Annotated in this window: 16 protein-coding genes and 1 pseudogene; 7 read left to right on the forward strand and 10 right to left on the reverse strand. The window is 60.4% G+C overall.

Annotated features, from left to right (window positions below; translation table 11 throughout):
- Positions 1–66: 66 nt before the first annotated feature.
- From ACQKP2_RS27795 to ffh, 4 genes and pseudogenes are all read right to left on the reverse strand, one after another.
- Positions 67–453, reverse strand: a pseudogene (locus ACQKP2_RS27795) (tRNA (guanosine(37)-N1)-methyltransferase TrmD); the annotation flags it as partial.
- Positions 454–497: 44 nt separating this feature from the next.
- A complete protein-coding gene (gene rimM, locus ACQKP2_RS27800; RefSeq protein WP_427581246.1) occupies positions 498–1,034 on the reverse strand; it encodes a ribosome maturation factor RimM in 537 nt (178 codons plus the stop codon).
- Between the two features lie 5 nt (positions 1,035–1,039).
- A complete protein-coding gene (gene rpsP, locus ACQKP2_RS27805) occupies positions 1,040–1,291 on the reverse strand; it encodes a 30S ribosomal protein S16 (protein WP_003198088.1) in 252 nt (83 codons plus the stop codon).
- Between the two features lie 307 nt (positions 1,292–1,598).
- A complete protein-coding gene (gene ffh / locus ACQKP2_RS27810) occupies positions 1,599–2,975 on the reverse strand; it encodes a signal recognition particle protein (RefSeq protein ID WP_427581248.1) in 1,377 nt (458 codons plus the stop codon).
- Positions 2,976–3,170: 195 nt separating this feature from the next.
- Between ffh and ACQKP2_RS27815 the strand changes: the two genes are divergently transcribed.
- The 5 genes from ACQKP2_RS27815 to rlmF all read left to right on the forward strand — a co-directional run bounded on the left by ACQKP2_RS27815 (position 3,171) and on the right by rlmF (position 10,971).
- Entirely contained in the window at positions 3,171–3,983 is an 813-nt protein-coding gene (locus tag ACQKP2_RS27815) for a cytochrome C assembly family protein (RefSeq protein WP_427581250.1), read from the forward strand.
- Positions 3,984–3,995: 12 nt separating this feature from the next.
- Positions 3,996–5,240 (forward strand): transporter associated domain-containing protein, encoded by a 1,245-nt coding sequence (locus tag ACQKP2_RS27820; RefSeq protein WP_427581252.1) that lies wholly within the window; start codon positions 3,996–3,998, stop codon positions 5,238–5,240.
- 225 nt (positions 5,241–5,465) lie between these two features.
- Positions 5,466–6,782 (forward strand): MFS transporter, encoded by a 1,317-nt coding sequence (locus ACQKP2_RS27825; RefSeq protein ID WP_427581254.1) that lies wholly within the window; start codon positions 5,466–5,468, stop codon positions 6,780–6,782.
- Between the two features lie 95 nt (positions 6,783–6,877).
- Positions 6,878–9,724 (forward strand): valine--tRNA ligase, encoded by a 2,847-nt coding sequence (locus ACQKP2_RS27830; protein ID WP_427581256.1) that lies wholly within the window; start codon positions 6,878–6,880, stop codon positions 9,722–9,724.
- 236 nt (positions 9,725–9,960) lie between these two features.
- Complete coding sequence (rlmF, locus tag ACQKP2_RS27835; protein WP_427581258.1) at positions 9,961–10,971, forward strand: 23S rRNA (adenine(1618)-N(6))-methyltransferase RlmF; 1,011 nt, start codon at positions 9,961–9,963, stop codon at positions 10,969–10,971.
- Between the two features lie 182 nt (positions 10,972–11,153).
- On the opposite strand, the gene ACQKP2_RS27840 is transcribed toward rlmF, so the two are convergent.
- Positions 11,154–11,435, reverse strand: a complete 282-nt coding sequence (locus ACQKP2_RS27840; RefSeq protein ID WP_003221909.1) for an HU family DNA-binding protein — start codon at positions 11,433–11,435, stop codon at positions 11,154–11,156.
- Between the two features lie 406 nt (positions 11,436–11,841).
- Between ACQKP2_RS27840 and yejK the strand changes: the two genes are divergently transcribed.
- Together yejK and ACQKP2_RS27850 are read left to right on the forward strand one after the other, a co-directional pair.
- Positions 11,842–12,846, forward strand: coding sequence for a nucleoid-associated protein YejK (yejK, locus tag ACQKP2_RS27845; protein WP_427581260.1), 1,005 nt, complete (start codon positions 11,842–11,844; stop codon positions 12,844–12,846).
- Complete coding sequence (locus ACQKP2_RS27850; RefSeq protein WP_427581262.1) at positions 12,846–13,196, forward strand: glutaredoxin family protein; 351 nt, start codon at positions 12,846–12,848, stop codon at positions 13,194–13,196. The genes yejK and ACQKP2_RS27850 overlap by 1 nt, the downstream gene beginning before the upstream one ends.
- Positions 13,197–13,315: 119 nt before the next feature.
- Here the strand turns inward: ACQKP2_RS27850 and ACQKP2_RS27855 are convergent, their stop codons facing one another.
- The 5 genes from ACQKP2_RS27855 to ACQKP2_RS27875 form a co-directional block, all read right to left on the reverse strand.
- Positions 13,316–14,251, reverse strand: a complete 936-nt coding sequence (locus ACQKP2_RS27855; protein ID WP_427581264.1) for a glutathione S-transferase family protein — start codon at positions 14,249–14,251, stop codon at positions 13,316–13,318.
- Positions 14,252–14,334: 83 nt separating this feature from the next.
- Positions 14,335–14,637, reverse strand: a complete 303-nt coding sequence (locus ACQKP2_RS27860) for a GIY-YIG nuclease family protein (RefSeq protein ID WP_427581266.1) — start codon at positions 14,635–14,637, stop codon at positions 14,335–14,337.
- 40 nt (positions 14,638–14,677) lie between these two features.
- Entirely contained in the window at positions 14,678–15,148 is a 471-nt protein-coding gene (locus ACQKP2_RS27865) for a nuclear transport factor 2 family protein (RefSeq protein WP_427581268.1), read from the reverse strand.
- A gap of 275 nt (positions 15,149–15,423) precedes the next feature.
- On the reverse strand, positions 15,424–16,725 hold the full coding sequence (locus ACQKP2_RS27870) for a CynX/NimT family MFS transporter (protein ID WP_427581270.1): 1,302 nt from the start codon (positions 16,723–16,725) through the stop codon (positions 15,424–15,426).
- Positions 16,715–17,374: a FadR/GntR family transcriptional regulator gene (locus tag ACQKP2_RS27875; RefSeq protein ID WP_427581272.1), complete on the reverse strand. Its 660-nt coding sequence runs from the start codon at positions 17,372–17,374 to the stop codon at positions 16,715–16,717. Before ACQKP2_RS27875 ends, ACQKP2_RS27870 begins: the two co-directional genes overlap by 11 nt.
- Positions 17,375–17,578: the final 204 nt, after the last annotated feature.

Genomic DNA, 17,578 nt, shown 5'->3' on the forward strand with positions numbered 1-17,578 from the left:
GCGTTGCTGGCGCATTTGCGTGCGGTTTTGCCGACGTCGTTGCCGCTGAGTATCACGGCCTTACACGCCAGACAGTACATAGTCGCCAATCGACCACTCTTCATCGACATGAGCTTCAATAAACCGCTCGTCGATGCCTTCATAACGGCCGGCAATCAGGATCAATGCATCCTCATTCGCCAGCTCGCGTACCGCCGACTGAGTCAGTTGACGGCCTTGGGGGGACAGGTAAATCACCTTCGCACCCTCCCCGGCGGCTGCCTTGGCCTGAACCAATGCATCTTCCAGGGGCTTGATCTTCATCACCATGCCCGGACCACCGCCAAATGGGCGATCATCCACAGTGTGATGTCGATCCGTCGTGTAGTCTCGCGGATTCCAACAAGTGAGCTGCAAGAGCCCCTGTTTCACCGCACGACTGGTGATGCCGTACTCGCTGATGGCAGAGAACATCTCGGGAAACAAACTGATCACTTCTACGCGCAAGTTAGCCACGCTTAGAAGTCCGCGTCCCAATCCACCTTCATCTCGCCCGCAACCAGGTCGACAGCCAACACGCATTGCTCCGTATAGGGCAACAGGCGCTCACGATCATCCAGGCTGCCAGCGCAAGGCTTGACCACCATTACATCATTCGAGCCGGTCTCCAGCAGGTGATCGATCTTCCCGAACAATTGCCCGAGGGTATCGATGACCTTGAGACCTTCCAGCTGGTACCAGTAGTACTCGCCGTCGGTCAGTTCAGGGAACATGTTGCGCGGCACGCAGATCTCATAACCGGCCAGAAGTCGAGCTTCTTCACGATCATCGAGACCCTTGAGCTTTGCGACCAGGAACTTGTCATTCCCGCGTCCGCTGACCAGCTCTACCTGCTTTACATTGCCGTCACGCTTGAGCGTCCAGGCTTTGTAGTTGAGCAGGTTCTTGATCGGATCAGTAAAGGAATACACCTTCACTTCGCCGCGAACGCCGTGAACAGAGTAAATCTTGCCGATAACGATCAAATCATCAGCAACAGCTGGCGTCGCGTTCATATTGCTCAGGCCGCAGCCTTGGCAGATTCCTTCAACAACTGAGCAACACGCTCAGAAGGTTGTGCACCAACGCTCAGCCAGTAGGCTACGCGCTCTTGGTTCACGGACAGACGAACTTCCTGACCACGGGCAACAGGGTTGAAGAAACCAACCTGTTCTTTGTGGGAACCGTCACGCGGGTTGCGGCTGTCGGTTACGGTCAGGTGGTAAAACGGGCGCTTTTTGGAGCCGCCAAGGGCAAGACGGATTGTTAGCATGTGAACATCGTTCCTGTAGTCGGTGCTGCAAATCTAAATGCACAGCGGGCATGGGTGCCCGAAAGGCCGCATATTCTAAGGAATATCCGGACTTTTGCAAATGACTTTTTCCGGCGCCTATGGCATGCCGTGCAGATTTTCGATAGAGCCGTCGTTCAAAACGGCCGGTCAGCTCCCGCCAAGTGCGGGTTTACTGTTGATCCCGCATCCTTGCGGGGCCTGCGACGGTACGACGACCGGCGCGGTTTCCTGCGTCATTCCTCGCCAATACGCCGCCAGGATCGAGCAGCATCAGCGTGAAAGGACACTATATTTTTGGCATGCCACCGCCGGGCAACATACCGCCCATGCCGCGCATCATCTTGGCCATGCCGCCTTTGGCGGAGAATTTCTTCATCATCTTCTGCATCTGCTTGTGCTGCTTGATCAAGCGACCGATGTCCTGCACCTGAGTGCCCGAGCCCATCGCGATACGACGCTTGCGCGAACCGCTGATCAGCTCAGGGTCACGGCGCTCGGCCGGCGTCATGGAGTTGATGATGGCTTCCATCTGCTTGAACTGCTTTTCTGCCGCACTCTGGGCATTGCCCATCTGCGCCAGGTTCACACCGCCCATGTTCGGCAGTTTGTCCATGAGCCCGCCGAGGCCGCCCATGTTCTTCATCTGTTGCAGCTGATCGCGGAAGTCTTCGAGATCGAAGCCCTTGCCCTTCTTCAGCTTCTTGGCCAGTTTGTCGGCCTTTTCCTTGTCGAGGGTGGCTTCCGCCTGCTCGATCAGGCTGAGCACGTCACCCATGCCGAGGATGCGCGATGCAATACGCTCAGGGTGGAATGGATCGAGCGCCTCGGTCTTTTCACCCATACCGATGAACTTGATCGGCTTGCCGGTAATGGCGCGCACCGACAGCGCAGCACCGCCACGGGCATCGCCGTCGACCTTGGTCAGGATCACACCGGTCAGCGGCAAGGCATCGCCAAAGGCCTTGGCCGTGTTGGCGGCGTCCTGACCGGTCATGGCGTCGACCACGAACAGGGTTTCCACCGGTTTGATCGCGGCGTGCAGGCCCTTGATCTCGCCCATCATCTCTTCATCGATGTGCAGGCGACCGGCGGTATCGACGATGACCACGTCGATGAATTTGAGTTTTGCTTCTTTAATAGCCGCCTGGGCGATGTCGACCGGCTTCTGGCTCAGGTCGGACGGGAAGAAGGTCACGCCGATGTCGTTCGCCAGGGTTTCCAGCTGCTTGATCGCCGCCGGACGGTAAACGTCCGCAGACACCACCATGACCGACTTCTTCTTGCGCTCTTTAAGGAAGCGCGCGAGCTTGCCGGCGGTAGTGGTCTTACCGGCGCCCTGCAAACCCGCCATCAGGATGACAGCAGGCGGAACGGCACTCAGGTTCAGGTCTTCGTTGGCCGCGCCCATCAGGCTTTCGAGTTCGGCCTGGACGATTTTCACGAAGGCCTGGCCCGGCGTCAGGCTGCGCGACACCTCGGTGCCGACAGCACGCTCCTTGACCGAATTGACGAAGTCCTTGACCACCGGCAGGGCGACGTCGGCTTCGAGCAACGCCATGCGCACTTCACGCAGGGTGTCTTTAATGTTGTCTTCGGTCAGCTTGGCTTTGCCGGTGACATGGCGCAGCGTCTGCGAGAGGCGGTCGGTTAGGTTTTCAAACATTGCGCGATCCTTTCAGGCCCTGTGTAGACCGGGATAATGGCGGCCCGGACCGGACTAAACATGTGCTCGGCGAGCCTGCGGCGTGGGCAGGTCGCGGATTATAGCGAAGACTGCGTCTGGCGCACACCTCGCACTTTCGTGGCGCGTGGGTTCTATGCCAAACTCAGCGCTTTTCGGGCTTGCCTAACAGGACTTATGCTCCCCTTGTCACCCAGTTTGCTCACCACCCTCGCCGCCGCCTGTCTGTATGCCGCTGCGACTTTCTATCAGGGCACTCGCCTGGCCAACGGCACCAAGGCGAACAAACGCCTGCTGGTCTCCCTCGGCGTGCTGGCCGTGCTGGCCCACGGCGCCAGCCTGCTTGCCCACCTGCTGACGCCGACCGGCCTGGGCCTGGACTTTTTCACGGCCGCCAGCCTGATCGCCGCCGCGGTCATCGCGCTGACCTTGCTGGCCTGCTCGCGCATCCCGGTGGAAAACCTGCTGGTGCTGCTGTTCCCGCTTGGGGCGGCAACAGTGCTGCTCGCTCATTTCGCCCCCGCCGGCACGGTGCAGGTCATCGATGAGGAGCCCGGCATCCTGGCGCACATCCTTCTATCGATCCTCGCCTATGGCATGTTCACCATTGCGGTGTTCCAGGCCTTGTTGCTGCTGGTTCAGGACCATCAGCTCAAACACAAGCATCCGTCAGGGCTGATCCGGAACTTCCCGCCACTGCAAACCATGGAAAGCCTGCTGTTCGGTTTCCTTTGGGCCGGCTGGACCCTGCTGTCGATGTCGCTGATCTCCGGATGGCTGTTCGTCGAAAACCTGTTCGCACAGCACCTGGTGCACAAAACCTTGCTCGCCTGCCTGGCCTGGGTCGTCTTCAGCGTACTGCTCTGGGGTCGCAATCGCCTGGGCTGGCGTGGACACAAGGCCATTCGCTGGACCCTTGCCGGCTTCTGTCTGCTGATGCTGGCGTATTTCGGCAGCAAGCTGGTCCGTGAATACATCCTGCATATCTGACGGGCGGCATTAATGGACGACTTGCCCTTGGGGCCGATGCTGGCAGTAGTGGTGGTGTTGATTCTATGGTCGGGGCTGTTTTCCGCCGTCGAAGCCGCACACCAGCATTTGCTGGCCAAACGCACGGCCTCGCGCTCAAGCGACAAGCCGCTGGCCAAACTGAACTTCCCCCTCGAAAGCCTGATTTTCTGCAACACCCTGTGCCGAACGCTGGCGGTGGTCATCTGTACCCTGCTGGCAATTTTCGCGTGGGCCGAAAAAGGCCCATGGGCTGCCTGCCTCATCGCTGGCGCCATTGTGCTGGTGTTCACCGACTATGTGCCTCGTGCCCTTGCCGTCCGCCATCCGGACGCGATCCTGGCGCTGGGCAACACCTTGCTTGCAGTGCCTCTGAAAATCATCTATCCCGCTGCCTGGCTGCTCAATGCAATCGGCCAATTGCTGATGCGCCCGCTCTCACGCAAGGCCAAGGTAGTGCAACAAAGCGAAGACGACGCCCCGAAGGAACGGCAGGACGACCATGAGCCTGCCATTCACCGCCCGCACTCGCTCCCCGGCATCCACGCGCTGGACAACATCACGGTCAACGACATCCTGGTGCCGCGCAGCGAAGTCGATGGCATCAACCTCGACGACCCGATCGAGGAAATCATCGAACAACTACGCAAGAACAAGCGCACACGCCTGCCAGTCTTTCACAGCGACATCAACCAGGTTGAAGCGGTGCTCAATACCCGCCAGATCGGTCATTTGCTCCCCGATGGCAGCCTGACACTGGAAGCACTGCTGGCAGCCAGCCGCGAGCCTTATTTCGTTCCGGAAAGCACCCCGCTGCAACTGCAACTGCTGAACTTCCACAAGCAGCAGCGACGGCTGGGCATGGTGGTCGACGAGTACGGGGAAGTGCTCGGTATCGTGACGCTGGAAGACATCCTCGAGGAAATCGTCGGCGAGTTCGAGAGCCAGCAGAGCCTGAACAACCCGCACATTCATCCACAGGCCGACGGACGCCTGGTGATCGATGGCGCCGCGTCGATCCGTGAACTGAACAAGAGCCTGGGCTGGCACCTGCCCAGCGATGGTCCGAAAACCCTCAACGGCCTGGTGACCGAAGCACTGGAAACCATCCCCGAGAGCGCGGTCTGCCTGAAAATCGGCCGTTACCGACTGGAAATCCTCGAAACGGAAGACAATCGCGTCACACGAGTCCTGATTTGGCATACCGGTTCGGCCCCCGTCGCCGCCAGGGTCAACTGACGGATTTGCTGCCCCTTGTTGAATCGTTAGCCACCTTCCTATAATCGAGGCGCTTACCCAAGCCTCGCCGACCCCGTGCTTACCCCGCACTCCCCAGGTTCCGGCCCGACCACTTGCAACACCCGCCGCACACCGACGACCGCTCCTACCTGGAACGGCGACCGCGCCTCAACCCACATCCCTGGGTATCGACCACAATAATTCATGACTGTCAGGGATAACCGCATGACGACCAGCACGACCTATAGCGACTCCGCGCCCGCCCAACCGACGAACTCCGCCGCCCGCGTGGCCACCGCGAGCTTCATCGGCACCGCCATCGAGTTCTACGATTTCTACGTCTACGCCACCGCCGCCGCGCTGGTGATCGGCCCGGTGTTCTTTCCGCAGACCTCCGGCACGGCTCAAATGCTGTCGGCGTTCCTCACCTTCGGTATCGCATTCCTCGCCCGACCACTGGGCTCCGCGCTGTTCGGCCACTTCGGCGACCGCATCGGACGCAAATCGACCCTGGTCGCCTCTCTCCTGCTGATGGGCGTGTGCACCACGCTGATTGGCGTTCTGCCCGGATACGACAGCATTGGCGCCTGGGCGCCGATCCTGCTCTGTGTGCTGCGCTTCGGCCAGGGCTTGGGTTTGGGCGGCGAATGGGGCGGCGCAGCCTTGCTGGCCACGGAAAACGCCCCCAAGGGCAAACGCGCCTGGTTCGGCATGTTCCCGCAACTTGGCCCATCCATTGGCTTTCTGGCGGCCAACGGCCTGTTCCTGACGCTGGCCATGCTGCTGAATGACGAACAGTTCCGCTCCTGGGGCTGGCGCATTCCTTTCCTGCTCAGCGCCGCCCTGGTGATGGTCGGCCTGTATGTGCGCCTCAAACTCCATGAAACACCGGTATTCGCCAATGCCGTGGCACGCCAGGAACGCGTGAAGATCCCGTTGATCGAGCTGTTCAGCCAATACTGGGCACCCGTACTGCTGGGAGCAGGTTCAATGGTGGTGTGCTACGCACTGTTTTACATTTCCACGGTGTTTTCCCTCAGCTACGGCGTGGCGACACTCGGTTACAGCCGCGAAACCTTCCTCGGCCTGCTGTGCTTCGCCGTGTTGTTCATGGCCGCGGCCACCCCGCTTTCTGCCTGGGCCAGCGACCGGTTGGGGCGCAAACCGGTGCTGATCGTCGGTGGCGTGCTGGCGATTCTGTCCGGCTTCCTGATGGAGCCGTTGCTGACCCAGGGCTCGACCTGGAGCGTGGCGCTGTTCCTGTGCATCGAACTGTTTCTGATGGGCGTGACGTTTGCGCCGATGGGCGCCTTGCTGCCAGAACTGTTTCCAACCCATGTGCGTTACACCGGTGCGTCCGCGGCGTACAACCTGGGCGGGATTGTCGGCGCCTCGGCGGCGCCGTTCTTTGCGCAGAAACTGGTGGCCATGGGTGGGCTGGGCTATGTCGGCGGCTATGTCTCCGGGGCGGCGGTGCTGAGCCTGATCGCCGTGTTGTGCCTGAAGGAAACGCGGCATAACGACCTGAATCAGGTCACCTGATTAATTGTCATCGCGAGCAGGCTCGCTCCCACAGGTATATCCCCGTTATACTCATCGGCTTTTCCTGAATAAATGCCAATAGGGTCCCGCCGCGCATGGATAAGACCTACCAGCCGCACGCCATTGAAACCTCCTGGTACAACACCTGGGAGTCAGAGAATTACTTCGCCCCGCAAGGCGCGGGCGAGTCCTATACCATCATGATCCCGCCGCCGAACGTCACCGGCAGCCTGCACATGGGCCATGGCTTCAACAACGCGATCATGGATGCCCTGATCCGTTTCCGTCGCATGCAGGGCCGCAACACCCTGTGGCAGCCAGGCACCGACCACGCCGGTATCGCCACTCAGATGCTGGTGGAGCGTCAACTCGAAGCCCAGGGCCAGAATCGCCATGATCTGGGGCGCGAAAAATTCCTCGAGAAAGTCTGGGAGTGGAAGGATCAGTCCGGCGGCAACATCAGCCGCCAGATCCGTCGCCTCGGCTCGTCCGTGGACTGGAGCCGCGAGCGCTTCACCATGGATGACGGCCTCTCCGAAGCCGTCAAGGAAGCCTTTGTGCGCCTGCACGAAGACGGCCTGATCTATCGCGGCAAGCGCCTGGTCAACTGGGACACCAAGTTGCACACGGCGATTTCCGACCTCGAAGTGGAAAACCACGACGAGAAGGGTTTCCTGTGGAACCTGAAGTACCCGCTGGCCGATGGCGCCAAAACCGCTGAAGGCAACGACTACCTGATCGTCGCGACCACTCGTCCGGAAACCATGCTCGGCGACGCCGCCGTCGCGGTGAACCCGAACGATGAACGCTACAAGGCCCTGATCGGCAAGTTTGTCGAGCTGCCGCTGGTTGGCCGCCGCATCCCGATCATCGCCGACGAATACTGCGACCCTGAGTTCGGCACCGGCTGCGTGAAAATCACCCCGGCCCACGATTTCAACGACTATGAAGTCGGCAAGCGCCACAACCTGCCGCTGCTGAACATCTTCGACAAGAACGCCAACGTCCTGGCCGCCGCCCAGGTGTTCAACCTCGACGGCACGCTGAACGAGAGCATCGACGGCAAGATCCCGGCTGACTACGCAGGTCTTGAGCGTTTCGAAGCGCGCAAGCAGATCGTTGCCGCGTTCGAAGCCGCCGGCCTGTTGGTCAGCGTCGACGATCACAGCCTGAAAGTGCCGAAAGGCGACCGCTCCGGCACCGTCATCGAGCCCTGGCTGACCGACCAATGGTACGTATCCACCAAGCCCCTGGCCGAGCCGGCCATCGCCGCGGTGGAAGATGGCCGTATCCAGTTCGTGCCCAAGCAGTACGAAAACATGTACTTCTCGTGGATGCGCGACATCCAGGACTGGTGCATCAGCCGTCAACTGTGGTGGGGTCACCGCATTCCGGCCTGGTATGACGAATCGGGCAAGGTCTATGTCGGCCGCGACGAAGCCGAAGTACGTGCCAAGCACAACCTCGGTCCGGATGTTGCGCTGCAACAGGACAACGACGTCCTCGACACCTGGTTCAGTTCGGGCCTGTGGACGTTCTCCACCCTGGGCTGGCCGGAGAAGACCGAATTCCTGAAGAAATTCCACTCCACCGACGTCCTGGTGACCGGCTTCGACATCATTTTCTTCTGGGTTGCCCGGATGATCATGCTCACCATGCACCTGGTGAAGAACGAAGACGGCACGGCACAGGTTCCGTTCAAGACCGTTTACGTGCATGGACTGGTTCGTGATGGCCAGGGCCAGAAGATGTCCAAGTCCAAGGGCAACGTCCTTGACCCGCTGGACATCATCGACGGCATCGAACTGGAAGAGCTTGTTCGCAAGCGCACCTCCGGCATGATGCAGCCGAAACTGGCGAAGAAGATCGAGAAGCAGACCCGCGACGAGTTCGCCGACGGCATCGCCAGCTACGGCACCGACGCCCTGCGCTTCACGTTCTGCTCGCTGGCATCCACCGGTCGTGACATCAAGTTCGACATGGGCCGCGTCGAGGGCTATCGCAACTTCTGCAACAAGATCTGGAACGCCGCGCGTTACGTGCTGGACAAGGGCGAAGATTGCGGCCAGAACGGCGAAGCCTACGAACTCTCGCTGGCTGACCGCTGGATCATTTCGCAACTTCAACGCACCGAAGCCGAAGTGACCCGTCAACTCGACCAGTTCCGTTTCGACCTGGCCGCGCAAGCCTTGTACGAGTTCATCTGGAACCAGTACTGCGACTGGTACCTGGAACTGTCCAAGCCTGTACTGTGGGACGAAAATGCGCCGGTCGAACGCCAACGCGGCACGCGTCGCACGCTCGTTCGCGTTCTGGAAGTCGCACTGCGCCTGGCGCACCCGTTCATGCCGTTCATCACCGAAGAAATCTGGCAGCGCATCGCGCCGCTGGCCGGTATTCAGGGCAAGACGATCATGCTGCAAGCCTGGCCAGTGGCTAACGAAGAGCGCATCGATCCTGCTGCCGAAGACGACATCGAATGGCTCAAGGGCCTGATGCTCGGCACCCGCAACATCCGCGGCGAAATGAACATCGGTCCGGGCAAGCCACTGCCGATCTTCCTGAAAAACGCCAGCGCCGAAGACCAGCGCCGCCTGGCCGAGAACGAAGCCCTGCTCAAGAAGCTGGCACGCCTCGAATCGATCACCGTACTGGCCGCAGGCCAGGAAGCTCCGCTGTCCGCCACCGCACTGGTCGGCGAGATGGAAGTGCTGGTGCCGATGGCCGGCCTGATCGACAAAGGTGCTGAGCTGGCGCGTCTGGACAAGGAAATCCAGCGCCTGCAAGGTGAAGTCGCCCGTGTCGGCGGCAAGCTGTCCAACGCAGGCTTCGTCGACAAGGCGCCTGCCGAAGTCATCGAAAAGGAACGCGCCAAACTGGCCGAAGCCGAACAGGCTCTGGGCAAGCTGGCCGAGCAACACGCGCGGATTGCCAGCCTGTAACGGCAAATCGCAATGAAAAAGGGAGGCCAATCGGCCTCCCTTTTTTATGCCCCATCACAATCCCCCTGTAGGAGCGAGCATGCTCGCGATGGTAGACGGTGCACCGCGGGGTATCAGGCTCCCAACGTTATCGTTGACGTCCATCGCGAGCTTGCTCGCTCCTACAGGTTCGGCGTACACGCCATCAATGTGGGACAATGCGCGCCACTTTCAGCCTTACCCGAATCGATACGCCCATGACCGCCCCTCGTACGCCCAAACCCGCGCGCAAAAAACCTGAACCCAAAGTCGTCGCGCCAAAGGAAAAAGCCAGCCTGCACCCGCGCAATCGCCATCAGGGGCGCTACGACTTTCCGGCACTGATCAAAAGCACGCCGGAACTGGCGAAGTTCGTGATCATCAATCCGTACGGCAAGGAAAGCATCGACTTTGCCAATCCGGATGCAGTGCGTGTGTTCAACCGGGCGCTGCTCAAGGCGTTCTACGGCATCGCCCACTGGGACATTCCAACCGACTACCTGTGCCCGCCGGTGCCAGGTCGTGCCGATTACGTGCATTTTCTCGCCGATTTGCTCGCCGACGGCAACGACGGCGTGATCCCGCGAGGGGCGTCAGTGAAGGTGCTGGACGTCGGCGTGGGTGCCAACTGCATCTATCCGCTGATCGGCCACAGTGACTACCGCTGGCACTTCACCGGTTCGGACATCGACGCCACCGCCATCGCAGCGGCCAGGGCCATCGTCCAGGCCAACGGGCTGAACAAGTCGATCCAGATCCGTCAGCAAGGCAATCGCAAACACATCCTGCTGAACCTGCTGGAGGCCGATGAGCGCTTTGAACTGACAATGTGCAATCCGCCCTTCCATGCGTCGCTCGAAGAGGCCACCCGTGGCAGCTCGCGCAAATGGCGCGCACTGGGCAAGGCCGATCCGAAGCGCAAGCTGCCGGTGCTGAATTTCGGCGGACAGGCGGCAGAGTTGTGGTGCGAAGGCGGCGAGGTGCGCTTTGTCACGCAACTGATCAGCGAAAGCGCACAAGTGGCCCGGCAGGTTCTGTGGTTCAGTACCCTGGTGTCGAAGGCATCGAACCTGCCGGCCATCCAGACGGCGCTGAACAAGGCAGGTGCCCTTGAGAGCCGCGTGGTGGAAATGGGTCAGGGCCAGAAGCAGAGTCGTCTTGTCGCCTGGACGTTCCAGACCCCGGCCGAGCAACAGGCCTGGCGGCAACACTGGAAATCCCGAACATAACCTGCTGTAGGAGCGAGCACGCTCGCGATGGACGGCCAGACAACGCTGACAATCTGATTCCCCGCGTCATCGTTGACGACCATCGCGAGCGTGCTCGCTCCTACAGGGGATGCTCTAAATCGCAGACACAAAAAAACCGTGCCCGGATCGTTCCGGCGCACGGTTTTTTTTATCGCTGCGTCTTACTTGTTCACAGCGTCGGTCAGGCCTTTGGCCACAACCAGCTTGATCACTTTCTTGGCAGGGATTTCGATGGCAGCGCCAGTCGATGGGTTACGGCCGGTACGGGCAGGACGCTCGGTCACTTTCAGTTTGCCGATACCTGGCAAAGTGATTTCGCCGCCGTTTTCCAGCTGATCGGCAACGATTTGGCCCAGTTGGTCCAGAGCGTTACGCGCGGTGGTTTTCGGCGCGTCGATAGCTTCGGCGATGTCGGCGATCAGTTGGTCTTTAGTAAGAGCCATGTAGTGTTCCTTCCCTATCAAATTCATATGGATTGCAGAGTGCAGTGTCAGCCATCGAGCCCGATCTTCTGGATCTGGCACCCTCGGCGATAACCACGACGAGTCGGGTTATAGATGCCGAAATCAGGGTTTGGTTCGACCTGACATTTGCTGACTGCACGCTTAACGCAGTGACTTCGCGCAAGACCGCGCAAAACTAGCACAGAGACGGGGAAATATCCGCCTCTAGCTATCCATTTGGTCAGCTTTATTGATCTAAATCGGGAAAAAACCGCTCAAGTGCCGCCGGTCGCCGGGCAATTGCCCTTCGCACCACGCCAAACGCAGTGGTTGCGGTACACTGGGCGCTTTTTCGGGGAGCTCGCCCTGCTCTCTCCAATAGCCGCTCCCATCAGCCGAGAAGCCCATGCCGATCCGTCATTGCATCGTCCACCTGATCGACAAAAAACCCGACGGCACACCTGCAGTGCTCCACGCCCGCGACTCTGAACTGGCCGAGTCCGCCGCCATCGAAAACATGCTTGCCGACCTCAATGAAAACTACAACGCCAAACAGGGCAAAGCCTGGGGCCTGTTTCATCCGGAATCCGGCGCTTTTCCCTTCAGCGGCTGGCTGAAGGAATACCTCGAGGGCGGGCAGGACTTCACCGCCTTCAGCCGTGTGGCGGTCGAGCACCTGCAAAAGCTGATGGAAGAGTCCAACCTGTCGGTCGGCGGCCACGTGCTGTTCGCGCACTACCAGCAAGGCATGACCGATTACCTGGCCATCGCCCTGCTGCATCACAGTGAAGGCGTGGCAGTGACCGAAGCACTGGACGTGACCCCCTCCCGTCACCTGGACCTGGGCCAGTTGCACCTGGCGGCGCGAATCAACGTCTCCGAATGGCAGAACAACAAGCAATCCAAGCAGTACATTTCGTTCATCAAGGGCAAGAACGGTAAAAAGGTTTCTGAGTATTTCCGAGACTTCATCGGCTGCCAGGAAGGCGTCGATGGCCCGGGTGAAACCCGCACCCTGCTCAAGGCCTTCAGTGACTTCGTCGAAAGCGAAGACCTGCCGGAAGACTCCGCCCGCGAGAAAACCAAGACGTTGGTGGAGTACGCCAGCAGCCAGGCCAAGCTGGGCGAGCCGATGGGCCTGGAAGAGCTGTCGGAGCTGATCGACGAGGAGCGCCCGAAGGCGTTTTACGACCATATCCGCAACAAGGACTATGGCCTGTCGCCGGAGATCCCGGCCGACAAGCGCACCCTGAACCAGTTCCGCCGCTTCACCGGTCGCGCCGAAGGCTTGTCCATCAGCTTCGAAGCGCATCTGCTGGGCTCGAAGATCGAGTACGACGAAGAGGCCGGGACCCTGATCATCAAGGGCCTGCCGACGTCGCTGACCGACCAACTCAAGCGCCGTAACTGATGCTGGGTAACGTGCTGAAGAAATTCCTGCTGATCCTGCTGGTGGTCGTGGCTTACCAGAACTGGGGCAAGATCGAGCGGGTATTCAACCCTTCGCAAGCGGTGTCCGGGCAGACCCAGGCCAACGCCAGGGTCGTGCTCTACACCACCGAATGGTGTGGCTACTGCAAGCTGACCCGGCGCTTTCTTGATCAGAAAGGCATTCCGTACAGGGAGTTCGATATCGAGAAAGACGCCGTAGCGCGCAAGGCTTACGAGGCGCTGGGCGGTGGTGGAATTCCGTTCGTCGACGTGAATGGAACCTTGATTCGCGGCTACGACCCCGATGCGATCCTGGCCGCCCTGAAATAACACAAAACCCTGTAGGAGCGAGCACGCTCGCGATGAACGTCAACGATAACGCTGGGAACCTGATACCCCGCGGTGCCCCGTCCATCATCGCGAGCATGCTCGCTCCTACAGGTGTGATATCAGCGTGCTTCGATACGGAAGCCGAACCGCGGAACGTGCACATGCACCACACCGCCACGCTCATCCTCACGACGCACGATCAACTCCTCGCTACCTGCAAACAGCAACTCCCCCGCCACCGGATCGACGCCATAGTCAGTGGCCGCGATCAGCACTTGCTGGCCCGCACGGAAACCATTCGGCTCATCGAACGATTCATCCGGCAGAGCGGCAGGTGTGGCTTCACGTGCAATCGCCAGCGCTTCTTCCGAGCTCATCTCGCTCGACGCCCCGTGCCCGAAACCCAGTACCCGCGACAACCAGGCCGCAACCGCCGGATAGTTATCCACAAGCGGCGAGGTCACTGGCGTTGCCTTGAGGAACCACAGTGGATGGGCCATGGCGAAGTCGGCAATCGACGGTTCGCCAAACAGATAATCACCCTCTTCGCGCTGCAGCTGTTGCTCCAGTCGCGCCATGATCGTCGGCCATTGATGTTTGGCCTGCTCGGCAGACAGTCGAGTGGCACTGCCCCCACTGAACAGCCTGGCACGGTCAGCCAGGAAAGCCTTGACCGCATCCTGTGGCAGATTGCCAAAACGCACCGCGATCGATTCCGGTTGAAACACCAGGCTGACCGCATGCTGGAAAACCACCGAATCGGCCCACGCCGCGAACGACGCGGCGATCATTTCCTGACCTTCCGGAAAGAGTGCCGGCAAGGCTTTTCCTCGATCCAGTCGACGGGCGATCAATGCCGTATCGCAATAAACATCTGCACCGATCTGCAATACCGGGGTCTTGCGATATCCGCCGGTCAACGCCACAAGATCAGGTTTGGGCATCACCGGCGAGATCTTCACCGAACGCCAGGACAGCCCCTTGAAACCGAGCAGCAAGCGCGCTTTTTCGGCAAATGGGGACGTCGGGTAATGATGCAGGATCAACTCGGACATGCTCGGCTCCGCCGCACGAATAGGTAGTGCCAGCTTAGCGCGCAATAGACGGGCAGCCTACGGATCCGGCTGATGGCAACCCATCACTCAGATTGATAAGACGCCACCAGGCATTCCTTGGCGCTTTTCTTGAGTTTTTTGATCAGCCGTTCCTGACGCAGCGCCTCGCTTTTGTCGCGACACACTTCGGTGTAAACCAGGGCTACGGCCGGGCTGGAGAGAAAGAATCGCGCGCCTTTGCCGCTCTGGTGAGTGGCAAAGCGGCGCACGGGATCGTCGCTGACCCCGCAGTAAAGCGAGCCGTTGGCCGCACGCACGAGATAGACGAACCAGGGTTTGCTGACGGGAGCGTCGGCATCGACGGTTTTTTCGCTGGGAGTGGTCACGTCACGGTCAAGGCTTGCAAGGAAACAGGCCGCGATCTTATCAGCGACCGGCCTGAAATGCCTTCAGCCCCTTCAGAGCTTGCCCGCGAACGGCATTGCGTATCAGCGGTGTCCAGCCCAGCAGCAAGCCCTTGAAGCCCAGCGCCTGACGCGACCAGGCCCACAGATCGAAGCTGTCGTGGTGCTCGCAGATTTTGCCGTCGCGGAACACGAAGCGTGCCTGGATATCATTGACCACCGTGTTGCCGGTCTGGCTGAACAGATAGGTCGCGACCCAATGGGCGCCGCCGGTGCGCTCATCGCTGCGAACCTGATCGAAGGTCAGGGAGAAATCCTTGGCACGCGTGGTGAGCATGCGCCACATATCACCGGCATCGCGACCGCGAAGCTCGCCGAAGGCCGGGTCGCTGAACACGACATCCTCGGTGTAGCAGGCGCTCATGGCCTCGGCATCGAGGCGCTGGAACGCCTGATAGAAACGGGTGATCACAGCGCTGTTGGCTTCACTCACGAGCAAACTCCATGCTTAAGGACAGATTGCCAGCACGATAGTCTGCAAACGGAGGAAACACTATCGGCATTCTCCCGCCGAATACCGGCAGAGAACCCAAGCCAATCACAAAAACGGTAGGAACGAGCCTGCTCGCGAAGGGGCCGGCAGCTCCAAAATCGATGAACACTGACTGCCCCCATCGCTGGCAAGCCAGCTCCCACAGGATTTGTGTTGATCCACAGGTTTGTGAACGACACTGAAACCGTGGGAGCGGGCTTGCCCGCGATGGCGTTTCAAATTTTTTCGCTTTCGACCTGCACGTAAAGTGCACGCCCCGCCCCCAGCCCCGCAAGGATCGCGCCCAGGCCGATGATGCCGAAGATCCAGCCCACGGCGTTCCAGCCGCCGGTCCAGTCGTGCACGATACCGACGGCGAACGGCCCCATGGATGCCAGGGTGTAGCCAAAGCCTTGAGCCATGCTCGACAGGTTCGCCGCCACATGGGAGTCCCGCGAGCGCAGCACGATCAGGGTCAAGGCCAGGCTGAACGTGGCACCCTGGCCCAATCCCAGAACGACCGCCCAGCCCCACAAGCCTTCGATCGGTGCATACAGGCAGCCGAACAGGCCCGCCAGTGTGAGCACCATGACGATCACGATGGCCAGACGCTGGTCCTTGCCGCGCGTGGCCAGCCAGGGTGCCGCCAGGGAGCTGACCAATTGAATGATCACCGATCCCGAAAGCACCAGCCCTGCCTGGGTCGGCGTCAGACCGCGACCGATCAGAATCGAAGGCAGCCAGCCGAACACGATGTAGGCCAGGGACGATTGCAAGCCCATGTACAAGGTCACCTGCCAGGCCAGCGGATCGCGAAGCAATCCCCGGACGCGATAGGCAACGTGATGCGCGCCCTGCTTGCGGCCGACTTGCGGCAACCAGAAAATCGCGGCGGCCAGAGCCGGAATCACCCAGAAGCCCAGACCCAATGCCCAACTGTGGTCGAAGTGTTCGCTGAGCGGCACGGTCGTTCCCGCTGCCATCGCCGCTCCCAGACACAGGGCCATGGTGTACACACCGGTCATGGTCCCGGCCTGCCGGGCGAAATCACGCTTGACGATGCCCGGCAACAACACACCGATGATGCCGATGCTGGCGCCGGCCAGCACGCTGCCGGCGAACAGCCCTGCTTCACCCAAAGAGCTGCGCAGGATGATGCCGCCCGCCAGGGTCAGGAGAATTCCAAGCACCACCCGCTCGGCGCCGAAACGCCTGGCCAGCACGGGGGCAAGCGGGGCGAAAAGCCCCAGGCACAGTACCGGCAGCGTGGTCAGCAACCCCGCCTGGGACGCCGACAAGCCGAGGCTTTTCGATACTTCGCTGAGCAACGGCGCCATGCTCGACAACGCGGGGCGCAGGTTCAGCGCGACCAGAATCAGCCCCAGCAGTAACAACCACGGTCGGCCCGTGCCCGGCTGGCCTTGCTGAACTTCCGCATCGTCGGCCTCGGCATCGATCAGAAGCTCTTCAAGTTCTGCCGTGCGTTTGGACTCAGAGAGATTGCGACTGGACATACGGTTCTCGGTTTCAAGGTTCATTGATCAACTGCCTCGACAGAGCCTTGGCCCGCTCCGGATCACGCTGCTCGACCGCATCGAGCAAAGCGATGTGCAGGTCGAACACTTCCTGGCGTCGGGGGGTGATGTTCAGGCAATGGCGCAATTGCGCGCCGACCACGCTGGAAAAATAGCGATACAACTCGCTGAGCGTCGAATTGTGCGCGGCGTCCACCAGACGGCGATGGAACACCAGGTCACAAGCGATGTAGGTGTCGAGATCGCCGTGATAGTGGCTGCCACTGACACCCAGTGCCTCGCGCAAGGCCACCAGGTCTTCGTCGGTACGACGCAAGGCGGCCAGGCCGATGGCCTCGACCTCCAGGATATGCCGCGTTTCGCGGGCCTGTTCGAGGGAGCATTGGGACAGGGCTTTCAAGGTATCCAGAGGATCGATCACCGCCCGCAGATAACTGCCGTCACCCTGCCGGATTTCGATCAATCCGGAGAACGCCAGCACACGCATGGCTTCACGCACGGTATTGCGGCTGATACCCAGTTCGGCCGACAGCTCGGGTTCGGTGGGCAGTCGCTGACCGACCGCCCAGACGCCCTGGTTGATACGCAGGCGTAGTTGATCCAGGGCCTGGTCGACCAGGGATCGTTTAATGAGTGGAGATATTTCAGACACAGGATTCGCCCTCTCATCCAATCATAGGATGAATTTCCTGACATGTTAGTCAGCTTGGACCAAGAGAGCAACACCCCCCTCCCCCTGTAGGAGCGAGGCTTGCCCGCGAGGCACCACACCCCCCGCGGCCGGCGGGGGGCGGGGGCCAGGCGCGGAGCAGGGGGGTGGGGGTTTTTGTGGGGGAAAAAAAAACAAAAAACAGAA

Origin of the sequence: Pseudomonas sp. NPDC089569, assembly GCF_050280625.1 — a bacterium.
GTDB lineage: Bacteria > Pseudomonadota > Gammaproteobacteria > Pseudomonadales > Pseudomonadaceae > Aquipseudomonas.

Excerpts from the sequence above, each read along its gene's own strand:
- rimM (WP_427581246.1), bottom strand. The coding sequence starts at position 1,034 with ATGAACGCGACGCCAGCTGTTGCTGATGATTTGATCGTTATCGGCAAG.
- rpsP (WP_003198088.1), bottom strand. The coding sequence starts at position 1,291 with ATGCTAACAATCCGTCTTGCCCTTGGCGGCTCCAAAAAGCGCCCGTTT.
- ffh (WP_427581248.1), bottom strand. The coding sequence starts at position 2,975 with ATGTTTGAAAACCTAACCGACCGCCTCTCGCAGACGCTGCGCCATGTC.
- ACQKP2_RS27815 (WP_427581250.1), top strand. The coding sequence starts at position 3,171 with ATGCTCCCCTTGTCACCCAGTTTGCTCACCACCCTCGCCGCCGCCTGT.
- ACQKP2_RS27820 (WP_427581252.1), top strand. The coding sequence starts at position 3,996 with ATGGACGACTTGCCCTTGGGGCCGATGCTGGCAGTAGTGGTGGTGTTG.
- ACQKP2_RS27825 (WP_427581254.1), top strand. The coding sequence starts at position 5,466 with ATGACGACCAGCACGACCTATAGCGACTCCGCGCCCGCCCAACCGACG.
- ACQKP2_RS27830 (WP_427581256.1), top strand. The coding sequence starts at position 6,878 with ATGGATAAGACCTACCAGCCGCACGCCATTGAAACCTCCTGGTACAAC.
- rlmF (WP_427581258.1), top strand. The coding sequence starts at position 9,961 with ATGACCGCCCCTCGTACGCCCAAACCCGCGCGCAAAAAACCTGAACCC.
- ACQKP2_RS27840 (WP_003221909.1), bottom strand. The coding sequence starts at position 11,435 with ATGGCTCTTACTAAAGACCAACTGATCGCCGACATCGCCGAAGCTATC.
- yejK (WP_427581260.1), top strand. The coding sequence starts at position 11,842 with ATGCCGATCCGTCATTGCATCGTCCACCTGATCGACAAAAAACCCGAC.
- ACQKP2_RS27850 (WP_427581262.1), top strand. The coding sequence starts at position 12,846 with ATGCTGGGTAACGTGCTGAAGAAATTCCTGCTGATCCTGCTGGTGGTC.
- ACQKP2_RS27855 (WP_427581264.1), bottom strand. The coding sequence starts at position 14,251 with ATGTCCGAGTTGATCCTGCATCATTACCCGACGTCCCCATTTGCCGAA.
- ACQKP2_RS27870 (WP_427581270.1), bottom strand. The coding sequence starts at position 16,725 with ATGAACCTTGAAACCGAGAACCGTATGTCCAGTCGCAATCTCTCTGAG.